At 58.8% G+C, this 13,697-nt stretch carries 11 protein-coding genes and 1 pseudogene; 6 read left to right on the top strand and 6 right to left on the bottom strand.

The features are described 5' to 3' along the window. Positions 1-37: 37 nt before the first annotated feature. The 3 genes from AACY02_RS16510 to AACY02_RS16500 all read right to left on the bottom strand — a co-directional run bounded on the left by AACY02_RS16510 (position 38) and on the right by AACY02_RS16500 (position 4,386). Positions 38-1,252 (bottom strand): hypothetical protein, encoded by a 1,215-nt coding sequence (locus AACY02_RS16510; RefSeq protein ID WP_339432864.1) that lies wholly within the window; start codon positions 1,250-1,252, stop codon positions 38-40. Positions 1,253-1,257: 5 nt separating this feature from the next. Beyond that, on the bottom strand, positions 1,258-3,786 hold the full coding sequence (locus AACY02_RS16505) for a TcfC E-set like domain-containing protein (protein WP_339432863.1): 2,529 nt from the start codon (positions 3,784-3,786) through the stop codon (positions 1,258-1,260). Positions 3,787-3,894: 108 nt separating this feature from the next. After that, positions 3,895-4,386 (bottom strand): CS1 type fimbrial major subunit, encoded by a 492-nt coding sequence (locus AACY02_RS16500; protein ID WP_339432862.1) that lies wholly within the window; start codon positions 4,384-4,386, stop codon positions 3,895-3,897. A 499-nt stretch (positions 4,387-4,885) separates the two neighbouring features. Here AACY02_RS16500 and AACY02_RS16495 point away from each other — a divergent pair, with 499 nt between their 5' ends. Both AACY02_RS16495 and AACY02_RS16490 read left to right on the top strand, forming a co-directional pair. Beyond that, on the top strand, positions 4,886-5,452 hold the full coding sequence (locus tag AACY02_RS16495) for a PadR family transcriptional regulator (RefSeq protein ID WP_221732146.1): 567 nt from the start codon (positions 4,886-4,888) through the stop codon (positions 5,450-5,452). After that, complete coding sequence (locus AACY02_RS16490; protein ID WP_339432861.1) at positions 5,449-6,234, top strand: siderophore-interacting protein; 786 nt, start codon at positions 5,449-5,451, stop codon at positions 6,232-6,234. The genes AACY02_RS16495 and AACY02_RS16490 overlap by 4 nt, the downstream gene beginning before the upstream one ends. An 87-nt stretch (positions 6,235-6,321) precedes the next feature. Here AACY02_RS16490 and AACY02_RS16485 read toward each other — a convergent pair whose 3' ends face one another. Together AACY02_RS16485 and AACY02_RS16480 are read right to left on the bottom strand one after the other, a co-directional pair. Further along, positions 6,322-6,954 (bottom strand): Pr6Pr family membrane protein, encoded by a 633-nt coding sequence (locus tag AACY02_RS16485; RefSeq protein ID WP_339432860.1) that lies wholly within the window; start codon positions 6,952-6,954, stop codon positions 6,322-6,324. A gap of 1 nt (position 6,955) precedes the next feature. After that, entirely contained in the window at positions 6,956-7,186 is a 231-nt protein-coding gene (locus tag AACY02_RS16480; RefSeq protein ID WP_339432859.1) for a VF530 family protein, read from the bottom strand. Between the two features lie 300 nt (positions 7,187-7,486). Between AACY02_RS16480 and AACY02_RS16475 the strand changes: the two genes are divergently transcribed. The 3 genes and pseudogenes from AACY02_RS16475 to AACY02_RS16465 form a co-directional block, all read left to right on the top strand. Next, positions 7,487-8,848: a carbohydrate porin gene (locus tag AACY02_RS16475; RefSeq protein ID WP_339432858.1), complete on the top strand. Its 1,362-nt coding sequence runs from the start codon at positions 7,487-7,489 to the stop codon at positions 8,846-8,848. A 151-nt stretch (positions 8,849-8,999) separates the two neighbouring features. Next, a complete protein-coding gene (locus tag AACY02_RS16470; RefSeq protein ID WP_339432857.1) occupies positions 9,000-11,411 on the top strand; it encodes a glucose/quinate/shikimate family membrane-bound PQQ-dependent dehydrogenase in 2,412 nt (803 codons plus the stop codon). 199 nt (positions 11,412-11,610) lie between these two features. After that, positions 11,611-11,703 (top strand): annotated as a pseudogene (locus tag AACY02_RS16465) (type VI secretion system tube protein Hcp); the annotation flags it as partial. 400 nt (positions 11,704-12,103) lie between these two features. Here the strand turns inward: AACY02_RS16465 and AACY02_RS16460 are convergent. Next, positions 12,104-12,331 carry a Tn3 family transposase gene (locus AACY02_RS16460; RefSeq protein ID WP_445262000.1) on the bottom strand — a complete coding sequence of 76 codons (228 nt, stop codon included), beginning with the start codon at positions 12,329-12,331 and terminating at the stop codon, positions 12,104-12,106. A gap of 332 nt (positions 12,332-12,663) precedes the next feature. Here AACY02_RS16460 and AACY02_RS16455 point away from each other — a divergent pair, with 332 nt between their 5' ends. Further along, on the top strand, positions 12,664-13,038 hold the full coding sequence (locus AACY02_RS16455; RefSeq protein WP_339432856.1) for a DUF6124 family protein: 375 nt from the start codon (positions 12,664-12,666) through the stop codon (positions 13,036-13,038). Positions 13,039-13,697: the final 659 nt, after the last annotated feature.

The raw sequence follows: 13,697 nt of genomic DNA, 5'->3' as shown, positions 1-13,697 counted from the left end.
AGCTCCATGAAAAATGAAAATCGCCTGCCGGAGGTGCTCACACTTCCGAGTCCCAGATGATGGTGATGTTGCCGGTGAAGGTGTCATTCACACCGGGTCGCAAGACAAAGTCGATGGCGTCCTTGGGCATTGCAAAACGCAAAGAACCGGCCTTGCGCTCAAGGTAGATCTGCGGCTGGAAGGGACCGATCCATGTGTTGTAAAGCAACATGACCCGATTGACGTCTCCGCCTCCGGGACCACTGACCCCGGGGGGCAACGTGAGGAACGTTTCGACTTCGGTGGTATTGGTATTCGGGCTGCGCAGGATGCACCGTGAACCACCGTAGGAGTTGCACAGCATCATGACTTTGAACCGGGACGAGGCAGAGATGTAGAACAGTTGATCGCGGAAAATACTGGATGGCTTGCGCCCGCTGTTGATCCAGCGCGTCCACCCTCCCTCGGGTTCCAGCACCACTTTATCGCCACCCGGTGGCAGATCGACTTTCAGGGTGTGCTGCACGTCCAGCACGAAGTCCAGGGTCAGGCTGGAGTCGTCCGGTTGAAAACCGCCCCCTATATCGAAATCGCCGCCATTGCCCAGGCTGTAGGTCAGTGAGCCGGTATACAGACCCGATGACATGCCCAACGGATTGGGTGTGCGCAGTTCATAAGCGAAGTCGAGGGTATCGAAGTACATGGATGGAATGGTCGCCAGCGACTTCTTGGTGCAGTATCCCTCGACGGGAGTTTTCCAGAAAAACCGGTAGGTGGCAGCAGTGTAAGCGCCGACACCGCTGTACTGGCAGGGCGGGGACGCATGTACCCAACTGCTGCTTTCCCAGAGCAGTTGATGGCCCAGCACTACGTCGCTCACGCCGACCAGTTCGTGGGCCGGCTGGCTCAGGACATAGTTGGAGCCGACACCGATGATACGCACTTCAACGATTTCCGTTTCCATCGTCTCGCTATTGGTCACCGTCAATGGGCGCCAGTTGGCAGGCGCCTTTATTCCAATCCCCCAATTCGGTGGGAGGGTGAAAGGGGCATTGAACCGGACCGGTAACCGAATGCTGAACATCGAGTTTTCCTCACATTGATCCGGGTAGTCGGCGCAGTACCCACTGTTGGCGGTCTTGTTGAGGAACACGTTCTTGCGCGGCTGCGACGGGTCAGGCTGGAACAACGCCCGAATCTCCTGACTGGCCGCCTCGACCACCGGCAGGGCCAGCGCCACGCACAACCCCAAGAGGCATGTGGATTTTCTCATTGGGATCAACCCGCTTTCTGTTCGGTGGAGTTCACATCGGCCAGGGTGTCCGGTGTGCAGCGCAAATCGCCGATCATCAGCACATTGTTTTCGCGGCGATGCTGGTTTTCTTCCAGCCGGAACTGGCAGAGCAATTGGTTATCACGACGCACTTGCAGCGTCGGCGAGCCGGCGTTCATTTCCATCGAGAAAAACCCGTCCACCTCCGTCACCCCGCGACTGGCGTGGTTGATCACATGGTGACCCTTGAGCGGCCGCCCTTGCCCGTCGACCAGACGGCCGAGCACGGTCAGGGTTTTCATCACGCGGATCTTGCTGTAACCCACCCCACCCTTGTTCAGGTGATAACGGGTGCGCGCCGGCTCGATGGTGGCTGCCGGGACGTGATTGCCTTCGAAATCGAAACCCACAGAGCTGTTTTGATAGGCCGTGATCGGAATGAAGTTGCGCCCCGGTTTCAATACCGCGCTGCCGCCGACGTAATCGTCGGCGCGCAAGATGACGTCATCGATGTCCGACTCAACATCGACGATCATCCCCGCCCCGCGCATTTCGCTCTGGCTGGTCATGAGCATCTGCTGGCCGCCGACCACCAGCGTGCTATCGACGTTGAGGCCACCGGTAAAATTACCGCTATAGGACGAACGCTGAATGAAACCGTCGCCGCTGACCGCGTCGGTACGAAAGTTCGCCAGGCTGGACATCCCTACGCCATAGGTGTCGGTCAATGCCGTCACCGACACGCTTTGCAGCACATGGTCTTTCAGGTCCTTTCGCCAACCGATCGAGCCATTGTTGTCGCGGCTGCCGTCACGGGCCGTGCGAGAACCGATGCTGCCGGTAATCTGCTGACCGGGGGCACCGAGCGCCAGATTGACACTCAGATCGACCCCGCGATTGCGCGCATCGCCGCTGCTGTAACTGCCCGGGCGATCAAACAGCGACAAGCGCCAACTGGCGTCGCTGCCAAACAGTTCGGTGCGTTGCGTCCAGCCCATATCCAGTCCGATGCCCTCAACGTTCCCCTCACTGTGGGAGACCCTGGCGTTGAGCGAACTCTTGCTGCTGACCCGATGGTTGACTGCCAGTGACGAGTTGCTGGTCTGGCCGATAAACACGTTGCGTGGGCGAACCCGCGTGCCGTCCGGCAGCGTGTCGTAGGTGTTGGTGGTGTCGAGCCAACTGCGGCTGTGGCTGGCCACCACACTGCCGGCCCCGTAGCTGTATAGACTTTGCAGATCCAGGCCCGTGCCGTAGTCCTCGGTCTTGTAAACGTTGGCGTACACGCTGATGTGATTGGCCAGCGTCCAGTCGATGGACGTGCCGTACTGCAGTTTTTCGCGGATCTGGCGCGCCGACAGCCCGAGAATCACCCGCGGGTGCATCAGGTAGTTGACCGCCGCGCCTGCCGTGGGGCTGCCGCTGGACTGGGTGTCCCAGTTGCTCAGCAGCTTGCTTTCCTCACCGGCAAACACGTTATAGCGCCAGCGCTCATCGAGGTTGCGCCAGTTGTTGGGCTTGTACACCAGCTCCTGAGTGGTGGAGGTGATCTGGCCGTCTTCGATCAGCCGCACTTCCACTTCATAGATGCCGCCGGGCAAGGGCCGGGTGTCGAGTGTTTGCAAACCGGCGGGCACCGATTGCGTGTTGATCAGCAAGCCATCGCGATAGATCTCCACCGAACCCTGGCGGTTGGCGGTGACGTAGATCGGATAGACGCTGGGCATCGGGCTGTTGATCGCCAGACTGTCGGAGCTGCCGTACATCAGGCCGACGGCCGTGTCTGGGCTGTTGCCGAACGTACGCGGCTGGCGGGTCAACCCTTCGGAATTGGGGGTGAAATAGCCCAGTCGAAAAAAACTGCCTTGCAATTCGCGCTGTGTGTGGAATTCGTGTAGAGCGTGGTAAAGCTTGTCGTCCGGCCCGCCGAGGCGCGCCAGTTGCAGGTTCAGCGTCTGGCTCCAGTTGCCCAGACTGCTGCTGGCCTCAAGACCGAAACGTCCGCCCAGATCCTGACCCTGACCCTGACCGCCATTGAGGTTGAGCTGATTGCGCACCATCAAACCGTTACTGCCGTCTTTGGGCTGTTCGTAATAACGCTTGGCTTCAACGTCGCGCTCGGCATTTTCGGTGAGGATCGAGACCAACGAATTTTCCAGGTTGTAATGCACGGCCAGCACCTGATCCGGACAGGAACCGACGCAGTTGCCCAGAGGCACGCCGGGCTTGAGAAAACTCGCCCATTTTTCCCGCTCGGCAGGGCCGAAACGGTTCTCGCTGGTGTCGGTGAATTCAAGCAAGGTAATGCGGTCGTCGCGGGACAACACCACCATGGCTTCGCCCAACGGCTGGCGATCGAGTTCAACCCGAACAGCCAGAGGCACATCAAAGAAATGCTCCTCGAAATCCGCCGGCAGGCCTTTGGCCTGGGCCAACAGACTTCGCGGCGTCGTGCCGGCGGAGTTGGAAGCCACGGCTACGCTGGCACAAAACAACAGCGCAAGCGCAGCCGCGATGGGTGTCATCGGGAACATGAACTCTTACTCTGATTACGAATGATGAAGTCCGACGGGACAACCCCAGTGGCTTGCCCCGTCGGTCAGCACTGTGGAGAACTCAGCGCCGGTTGCCGGATCGCTCGATCAAGGCGTACCGACCGGTGGCACGGCATCAAAGGTCATTGCCACAACACCGGTGTAGTCGCCAGGGTTGAAAGCTGTACCGATGGCACTGATTTTGATCGGCGCACGATAGTTCACGTCCGACTCTGCCTCACCGACAACTTCCTGAGGGGTGGTGGTCAGGGTCTTGTTATTGACTTCGACTTTAAGCGCGATCTCATTGGAGCCCGAGATCAGTTTTGGCACGCTGTCTACACTCGCGTGAACCGAACCGTTGTTGTTGCGCACATCGAAGAAACCGTTGACTTCGCCCATCTTGCCGGTAGTTGGCTGATAGCTCATGTCCTGATCCTTGTTGACCAGATCAGGATTGGTCGGCACGACATAGAAGCCGTTGGTCGGCACGTGAGCGACGATGCTGATGGAGTGAGCAGCTTCACCGGCGGCGAACGCTCCCGATGAACCGAGTGCCAGAAGAGCCAAAGGAGCGGCGATTGCGATTTTCTTGAACATCGTTCAGTACCTTGTTTTCTTTATTGAGAAGGAGTGGATTGAAAGTTCAAATCAAACGTCACGGGAGTTGAGCCAGATCAACTTGAACTTTCAATGCCGGGGCATCATCGACTGTTCCCTCTGCAAAGTAAGCAAGTAACTTCCTATAAGTTCGTAGTTCAACAACCCCATGACCCGCCAGAAAAAAGAACAAAAAAACGATATTCAAAACAGTGACTGTAAGTTACGACCTACACACAGATAACGTTAAAAAACCATACAGCAATATCGCCCAGATATAGCGGGGCTCAGTTAGAACTTTAGAATAGTTACTCGATTAAATAGAGTCTTAACTTTAACTTCAAAGTTATTGATCGCCGGGCAAGCATCAACATTCGACCTGTTGCATTCCCGGATGAGAGCCGCTCGTCAGACACACCTGTCACCTTGGGAAAAACGCCTTGCACGATCATTAAGATATATCTTAAGTTGTATCTAAACATGACGAGAGAAGACAGCAATGAGAGACCCTCATTCCCACCACGGCGACGGCCGCGACGGTTTCGAGAAGCGCCCCGGTCGTGAGCGCGGCGGCCGTGGCCCACGGGTGTTCGCCCCCGGCGATCTGAAATTGCTGCTGCTGGCGCTGATCGCCGAACAGCCGTGCCACGGCTACGACCTGATTCGCCAGATCGAGGGCATGTTCGACGGCGCCTACAGCCCGAGCCCCGGTGTGATCTATCCGACCCTGACCTTTCTGGAAGAAAGCGACCTGATTGCGGGAGACGCCGAAGCCGGAAAAAAACGTTACAGCGTGACCGACGCCGGTCGTTTGTCTTTAAGTGAGCAAGCCGTTGCACTCGATGGCGTGCGCATGCGCATCGACGTCAGCAAGCGCTCGTTGCGCGGGCATGACCGCCCGCCGGAAATCCACGAGGCGGTGCACAACTTGCGCCACGCCCTGCAACTGCACCACGGACGCTGGAGCCCGGAAGAAATCCTGCGCGTGCGCGACCTGCTCAACGACACCGCCAAAGCCATCGTCGACGGCCCTGCCGTTCAACTTGCCCCGGAGAAAGCCGAATGACCGCAGTCGATACGCAAACCATTCACCGCGTGATGCACGAAATTAAACGTCGCAAATTGCAAGTGCTACGGGTGGTCAACCTGACCCCGCGCATGCGCCGCATCACCCTGGGCGGGCCGGAACTGGCCGGGTTTATCAGCCTGGGCACGGACGACCACGTCAAACTGTTGTTCCCCCAGACCGCCGAACAAGCAGCGGCGCTGGAAACCCTGGAACTCGGCGCCGGCAAGGACAACGGCCCGATGCCCGAGATGCGCGACTACACCCCGCGCCGCTATGACCCCGACACACTGGAACTGGACATCGACTTCGTCCTGCACGGCGACGGCCCTGCCTCGACCTGGGCCGAACAGGCTGTACCCGGGCAGTACCTGCACATCGGCGGGCCGCGCGGTTCGATGATCGTGCCGGACATCTTCGACAGCTACCTGCTGATCGGCGACGAAACCGCCCTGCCCGCCATCGCCCGCCGCCTAGAAGGCCTGGCAGCCAATCGCAAGGCGCTGGTGGTGATCGAAGTGGAAAACGGCAGTGAGCAACAAGTGCTGGAAAGCCCCGCGCAGGTCAATGTGATCTGGGTACTGCGTGAGGGCGGCAAGGACAACCTGATAACCACCGTCCAGCAATTGCAGGTGCCCAAGGGCAATCTGTATGCGTGGGTAGCGACGCAGAACAAGGTCTCAAGGCAGATCCGCCGGGTGCTGCTTGATGAGCACGGGCTGGACGAGAAGCTGGTGAAAGCCGTCGGCTACTGGCGCGCCGAGGGTTCTGAAGAAGAGTGACATCGCCCTGTGTGGGGCTTGCCCGCTAAGGCGCAGCGTCAGTCAATAACAGTGACTGATTCACCGCGATCGCGAGCAGGCTCGCACCTACCGTGCTCGCCAGCGGTCGATGCCGATCACCGCCAACCCAGTCACCACAAACCCCACCAAAATCCCCCCGGCATTGAGGAACACCTGTGGATAACCCAACACCGCGACATCAATGAACGGGTACGCATACGCGCCCAGCAAATGCCCGCGCAGCAAGGCGTAAATGAAATACACCAGCGGGTAAATCAGCCACAACGGCAGATGCCACAAACGCAACGTGCCCTTCGGCACGCAAAACCACCAATAGCCCAGAAACACCAGCGGCATGACGTCGTGGAGCAATTCGTCAGCGATCAATTGCCAACCTTCGGGGTGCCATAAATGCCGCAGCAACAGGCTGTAGGCAAGGCCAACCACGGCGATGCTCACTGCCACTGCGCTACTCACCCAGGGTTGCAGAAACCAGCGACGCGCGGCGCCGTCACGCGGCGTGACGGCACAGGTCAGCACCGTCGCCACCAGCGTGTTGGTCAGCACCGTGAAATAGCTGAAGAAACTCACCAGCCCACCCAGCAAACCGGCATCGACGCTCAAACGGGCGAAGAAAATCAGATAGAGCTGAAGGCCCAACCCCGTCCAGCCGAGGATGGCAGCGAAAATGATCAGACGTCGCTGCAACGAGGCGTTCATCTCAGAGCGGTCGCTTGGTACGCGCAAGCTTGACGTACAGGCGCTCGACCTTCTCTCGGGCCCACGGTGTTTTACGCAAAAACGTCAGGCTCGACTTGATGCTCGGATCGCTTTTGAAACAACGAATGTCGATGCGTTCGGCCAGCCCCGGCCATTCGTAGTGGGCCACCAGCGCCGTGAGGATGTGTTCGAGGGTCACGCCGTGCAGCGGATCGGGGGAGTGTTCGTTCATGCCAGGCCTTTGGACGAAGTGAATATGCAGAAGCCGCGCACCTTAGCCGAGGGGGTGTTCGGGTGGAAGGGCTTGCTTCAAATGTAGGCCAACCCGAGAAGATCGCAGCCTGTGACCTGACTCGCCATGCGCCCGTTTGACGCACTGTTACCGAATCGGAAACGATCCATGTCAACAAAACCCCTTTGTCTTTTTGTTACAGATCATTATCCTGCCGCCCTTCCGCTGAATCGCTTCACTGCCTGCGTCAAATCGTAGCGCTCAGCTCATCCCCCAAAAAAGATCAAGAAAGACCCCTTTATGCCCGATTTTCCGTTTTTCCGAGACAGCGCTATCTCATCCCTGCGCCTGATCGGCGGCTGCACGGCCCTTGGCCTCGCCACCTGCGCCCAAGCGGCTCCCGCGTTCGACAGTGAATCACCTTACATGCTCGGTGACTGGAACGGCACGCGCACAGAACTCTCGGAAAAAGGCTACGACTTCAAGCTCGATTACACCGGTGAAATGGGCAGCAACCTGCACGGCGGCTACGACCACGACCGTACCGCGCGCTACAGCGATCAGTTCGGCTTGGGCACGCACCTGGACCTGCAAAAAATCCTCGGCTGGGACGACGCCGAGTTTCAGCTGACCATTACCAAACGCAACGGCAACAACATCAGCAACGACCGCATCAACGATCCACGTGTCGGTGGCTTCACCTCGGCTCAGGAAGTCTGGGGCCGTGGCCAGACCACGCGCCTGACGCAGATGTGGTATCAGCAGAAATTCTTCGATCAGAAACTCGACATCAAGATCGGTCGTTTCGGCGAAGGCGAAGACTTCAACAGCTTCCCGTGCGACTTCCAGAACCTGGCGTTCTGCGGCTCGCAGGTCGGCAACTGGGTCGGCGGCATCTGGTACAACTGGCCGGTCAGCCAGTGGGCATTGCGCGTCAAATATCACCTGACGCCGGAGCTGTACGCACAGGTCGGCGCCTACGAGCAGAACCCGTCGAACCTCGACCGCGGCAACGGCTTCAAACTCAGCGGCAGCGGCACCCAAGGCGCGATCCTGCCGATTGAACTGGTGTGGACGCCGAAACTCAACGGCCTGCCGGGCGAATACCGCGCCGGTTACTACTACAGCAACGCCAACGCCACCGACGTCTACAAAGACAACCATGGCCAACCGGCGGCCCTCAGCGGCCAAGCCTACCGCAGCGCGTCGAGCAAACACGGCGTGTGGCTGGGTGTTCAACAGCAAATCACCAGCATGGCCAGCGATAACAGCCGCGGCTTGAGCGTGTTCGCCAACGGCACGATGCACGACAAGAAAACCAACGCCATCGACAACTACGTGCAGGCCGGCCTCACCTACAAAGGCCCGTTCGATGCGCGCGCCAAGGATGACATCGGTTTCGCCCTCGCCCGCGTACACGTCAACCCGGCCTTGCGTAAAAACGCCGAAGCAAGCAACCGCGCCAACGCCGTCTACGACTACGACGACCCGTCGTTCCTGCCGCCGCAGGACACCGAATACAGCGCCGAACTGTATTACGGCGTGCATGTAACGAACTGGCTGACCGTACGCCCGAACCTGCAATACATCCGCCACCCGGGTGGCGTGGACAAGGTCGATGACGCCCTGATCGGCGGAATCAAGATCCAGTCCTCGTTCTAACCGACACCGCTGTACCCCTGTGGGAGGGGTTTTGCTCCCACAGAAAAAAATAGTTAGCCAGACAAGTTTTTATCTGAACCATGCCCACGTCCAATCGTCATCTAAAGTGACTACAGCGCGGGACTACATAAACGTCACGGAGATTCACACTATGAGCACCGAAAGTGCTTCGAGTCGAGGCCGTCTGCTACCGAGCCTGCTCGGCATTCTGCTTCTACTGATGGGCCTGGCCATGCTGGCCGGGGGAGTCAAACTGAGCATGCTGGGCGGCTCGCTTTACTACCTGCTGGCCGGTATCGGCATCGCCCTGACCGGCATTCTGATGCTGCTGCGACGTCGCGCAGCGCTGGGCCTGTACGCCATCGTGCTGTTCGCCAGCACTGTTTGGGCCTTGTGGGAAGTCGGTCTGGACTGGTGGCAACTGGTGCCGCGCCTGGCGCTGTGGTTTGTTCTGGGCTTCGTCATGCTGCTGCCGTGGTTGCGTCGTCCATTGCTGCTCGCAGGCCCTGCGCCGATGGGCACCGGCGGTTTGACCGTGGCCGTGGTTCTGGCCGGCGTCACCGCTCTGGCCAGCCTGTTCACCCACCCGGGCGAAACCTTCGGCGAACTGGGCCGCGACACTGCCGACATGACCAGCACCGCGCCAGCCATGCCTGATGGCGACTGGCAGGCCTACGGCCGCAGCGAATTCGGTGATCGTTACTCGCCGTTGAAGCAGATCACCCCGGCCAACGTCGGCAAGCTGCAAGAAGCCTGGCGCATCCAGACCGGCGACCTGCCGACCGCTGATGACCCGGTTGAGCTGACCAACGAAAACACCCCGCTCAAAGCCAACGGCATGATCTATGCCTGCACCGCGCACAGCAAAGTGCTGGCACTGGATCCGGACACCGGCAAGGAACTGTGGCGCTTCGACCCGCAGATCAAGAGCCCGGTCGGCTTCAAAGGCTTCGCTCACATGACTTGCCGTGGCGTGTCGTACTACGACGAAGCCGCTTACGCCAAGTCTGAAAACGCAGCCTCGGCGGTGATTTCCGAAGCCGGCAAAGCCGTTGCCCAGGCCTGCCCGCGTCGTCTGTACCTGCCAACCGCTGATGCGCGCCTGATCGCGCTGAACGCCGACACCGGCAAAATCTGCGAAGGCTTCGGTAACAAAGGTGTGGTCGACCTGACCCAAGGCATCGGCCCGTTCACCGCGGGTGGCTACTACTCCACCTCGCCTGCCGCGATTACCCGTGATCTGGTGATCATGGGCGGTCACGTCACCGACAACGAGTCGACCAACGAGCCATCGGGCGTGATCCGCGCCTTCGACGTGCGCGACGGGCACCTGGTGTGGAACTGGGACAGCGACAAGCCAGACGCCACCGAACCTTTGGCACCAGGCGAAACCTACAGCCGCAACTCGGCCAACATGTGGTCGCTGGCCAGTGTCGACGAAAAACTCGGCATGGTTTACCTGCCACTGGGCAACCAGACTCCAGACCAATGGGGCGCTGACCGCACCCCGGGCGCCGAGAAATTCAGCGCCGGTGTCGTTGCTCTGGACCTGGCCACCGGTAAAGTGCGCTGGAACTACCAGTTCACCCACCATGACCTGTGGGACATGGACGTTGGCAGCCAGCCAACCCTGCTCGACATGAAAACCGCCGACGGCGTGAAACCGGCGCTGATCGCTCCGACCAAACAAGGCAGCCTGTACGTCCTCGACCGTCGTGACGGCACGCCGATCATCCCGATCCGCGAAATCCCGGTACCGCAAGGCGCCGTGAAAGGCGACCACACCGCACCGACCCAGGCCCGTTCGGACCTCAACCTGCTGGCCCCGGAACTGACCGAAAAAGCCATGTGGGGCGCCAGCCCGTTCGACCAGATGCTGTGCCGCATCCAGTTCAAGGAACTGCGTTATGAAGGCCAGTACACCCCGCCGTCCGAACAGGGCAGCCTGATCTACCCGGGTAACGTCGGTGTGTTCAACTGGGGCGGCGTGTCGGTCGATCCGGTTCGCCAGATGCTCTTCACCAGCCCGAACTACATGGCCTTCGTTTCGAAAATGGTGCCACGCGCGCAAGTCGCCGCCGGCAGCAAACGCGAGAGCGAAACCGCCGGCGTGCAACCGAACACCGGCGCGCCTTACGCGGTGATCATGCACCCGTTCATGTCGCCACTCGGCGTACCGTGCCAGGCCCCGGCCTGGGGCTACGTCGCCGGTATCGACCTGACCACCGGCAAAGTCGTGTGGAAACGCAAGAACGGCACCAGCCGCGACAGCTCGCCCATCCCGATCGGCTTCACCCTCGGCGTGCCCAGCATGGGCGGCTCGATCGTGACGGCCGGCGGCGTCGGCTTCCTCAGCGGCACCCTCGACCAGTACCTGCGCGCCTACGACGTCAACTCCGGTAAAGAGTTGTGGAAAGCGCGTCTGCCGGCTGGCGGCCAAGCGACCCCGATGACCTACACCGGCAAGGACGGCAAGCAATACGTGCTGCTCGTTGTCGGCGGCCACGGCTCGCTGGGCACCAAAATGGGTGACTACGTGATTGCGTACAAACTGCCGGAATAAGATCTAGCGGCGGTAAAGAAAAGGCGATGTCCCAAACGGGGCATCGCCTTTTTCGTGCGTGCAATTTCTGAGCTCACCGGAGAAGCCTGGGCCGTCGGATCCGGGTTCAGAATATTTCGTATGGCTTTTCAGAAACGCCCTACAGCGTACCTGAAGCCCTTGCAATAGGATGTTCCGCTGACTACAAGGAGTATCACTTATGGCTAACCATGGTTACATGACCATCACCGGTAAGGCTCAAGGATTGATTTCGGCGGGTTGTTCAGCCCAGGATTCTATTGGCAACAAGTGCACAAAATGATCGTGTGGATTTTTCCGATCTTGGCTGTTGGCGGTATTTTTTTCGCGTACCTTTTAAAAATACGTCTCTCGGGAAATAACTTAAATAGCATTAAGTTTTTCTTCTGCCTGATATTCAATGGTTTCTTTGTTGTTCCTTATATAGATATCATTGAAAACAATGACTTTCTGTTTTTAGGACATAGACCAGAAATAATTGCAGAACACCCATTTATTGGCTGGATTGCGTTTTCTTGCATATTCATTCATTCACTTTCACTACCGGTTAAGCGGAAAATCAAGTGGTTATTTTCACGAAAGTGAACTCACACCCATTCAATACCCATAAACGCTTTTTCAAAACTGCGTCCTGGTAATCCTCACAGCCATCGTCTGAATTAAGCACTGGCCGCTCAGCGATCAGTTCGAACTTGACCGTCTGGCGGGCAAGTCCGTTGAGCTTGCCGTAAACCGCGTCCGGATGTGCACGCCAGGACCTGGTACCGCCAACGTGGACAGAAGTGATAAACAAGCAGACGGAACAATCCGAACACCTCATCACCGTAGGCGTCGGTATCGGTCACGATTTGTGTTGGCTGCAAATCGGCCTGCTGTGCCAGCACGACCGTGAGTAATACCATGCTGTAGGAACTGTGCTCGTCCTACAGATGCTGGTGATTGCGCGGAGATTTCCGACAAGTTGTGTCGGTTGTGCGTCGGAAGTCGGGTGGATAGGCTCGGAGGGTCGCTGCAAATACAGCGAACGGGCGTCGCGGCCCGATAACTGATGCATAATCGCCAACCTCACGGCACCTCGGTGCCTGTTGTTTGTCATGGCGGCTGTGCGCGGGATACCTTCTTGGAGGTATGCCGATTTCTCAGTTATCGGTCCGCGAACCCGCGTACAGCTGCCACCTCAGATTGCGTCGCGGCAATCGAAGGTAGCTCCACTTTCACCAACTGAGTATTCATCATGAAAAAACCGACACCGAATCCGCCCGAACCAAACAACACCTCGCCCTACGAATCCCCCGATTCGAAGAAATTCCACGAAGCCGCCGAACGCGCCCTCGACCACTACCTCAAACCTAACGTCGCCACCCTCAGATTCCACAAACCCAGCACCATGTTCCAGGTCGCGCCCGATCAGGACAGCGAAAGCCTGCTGGTGCATGCCTGCGAATCACTGGCACAAGCCAGCCTCATGACCAGCGACATCGCCGCCTACATCGACCTGCCGCAACGGCGGACGATTATGGCGATCCAACAGATCATCATGCTCGCCGAACTGGCGGTGAACCGCGTACTGGATAACCACGAAATCCCCCAACCTCCCGCACAAAACTGATCTCCCGTGGGAGCGAGCCTGCTCGCGAAGGCGTCAGCGCATTCAATATTTATGGTGCCTGACCCACCGCTTTCGCGAGCAGGCTCGCTCCCACAGTAGGATTTAGTGCATCCAGCAAGAGAATGGTCGGCTGCCCCGCCGCCATCGCTGGCAAGCCAGACTCCCACAGGGATTGAGTACTACCGATAGAGAATGGTCGGCTGCCCCGCCGCCATCGCTGGCAAGCCAGACTCCCACAAGGATTGAGTACTACCGATAGCGAATGGTCGGCTGCCCCGCCGCCATCGCTGGCAAGCCAGACTCCCACAGGGATTGAGTACTACCGATAGAGAATGGTCGGCTGTCAGCCCGCCAGCTTCAGCAGACTGGCCCCCACAGCGACCGAGTCAACCACTAGGCCGAGTGTCAGCTCGCCTGCTTTTGATCTTGATCCTCGGGCGACGTCGGAAGGCTGAGCGGAGGGATTGATCCGGGGGTGGGAGCGCAGCGACCGTTTGGCGCAGCCAAACACATCGAGAGGAGGTGCAGCGAAGCAAACCGTAGGCGATGCCCCCGGATCAATCCCGCAGCGAAGGAACCCCGAGCCCCAGCGAGTGGGCCGCACGTAGGAGCAAGCGTTTTTTGCTTACTTTTTTAGGCGCTTGTAAAAAAGTGAGTCG

The organism is Pseudomonas sp. EA_65y_Pfl2_P78, assembly GCF_963970495.1.
In the GTDB taxonomy this organism is placed as follows: Bacteria; Pseudomonadota; Gammaproteobacteria; order Pseudomonadales; family Pseudomonadaceae; genus Aquipseudomonas; species Aquipseudomonas baetica_A.
This window is presented reverse-complemented; position numbering and strand designations above follow the sequence as displayed.

What these genes read in the sequence shown, in the direction of transcription:
- AACY02_RS16510 (WP_339432864.1), bottom strand. Translation starts at nt 1,252, where the DNA reads ATGAGAAAATCCACATGCCTCTTGGGGTTGTGCGTGGCGCTGGCCCTG.
- AACY02_RS16485 (WP_339432860.1), bottom strand. Translation starts at nt 6,954, where the DNA reads ATGAACGCCTCGTTGCAGCGACGTCTGATCATTTTCGCTGCCATCCTC.
- AACY02_RS16500 (WP_339432862.1), bottom strand. Translation starts at nt 4,386, where the DNA reads ATGTTCAAGAAAATCGCAATCGCCGCTCCTTTGGCTCTTCTGGCACTC.
- AACY02_RS16505 (WP_339432863.1), bottom strand. Translation starts at nt 3,786, where the DNA reads ATGTTCCCGATGACACCCATCGCGGCTGCGCTTGCGCTGTTGTTTTGT.
- AACY02_RS16475 (WP_339432858.1), top strand. Translation starts at nt 7,487, where the DNA reads ATGCCCGATTTTCCGTTTTTCCGAGACAGCGCTATCTCATCCCTGCGC.
- AACY02_RS16495 (WP_221732146.1), top strand. Translation starts at nt 4,886, where the DNA reads ATGAGAGACCCTCATTCCCACCACGGCGACGGCCGCGACGGTTTCGAG.
- AACY02_RS16480 (WP_339432859.1), bottom strand. Translation starts at nt 7,186, where the DNA reads ATGAACGAACACTCCCCCGATCCGCTGCACGGCGTGACCCTCGAACAC.
- AACY02_RS16460 (WP_445262000.1), bottom strand. Translation starts at nt 12,331, where the DNA reads ATGGTATTACTCACGGTCGTGCTGGCACAGCAGGCCGATTTGCAGCCA.
- AACY02_RS16490 (WP_339432861.1), top strand. Translation starts at nt 5,449, where the DNA reads ATGACCGCAGTCGATACGCAAACCATTCACCGCGTGATGCACGAAATT.
- AACY02_RS16455 (WP_339432856.1), top strand. Translation starts at nt 12,664, where the DNA reads ATGAAAAAACCGACACCGAATCCGCCCGAACCAAACAACACCTCGCCC.
- AACY02_RS16470 (WP_339432857.1), top strand. Translation starts at nt 9,000, where the DNA reads ATGAGCACCGAAAGTGCTTCGAGTCGAGGCCGTCTGCTACCGAGCCTG.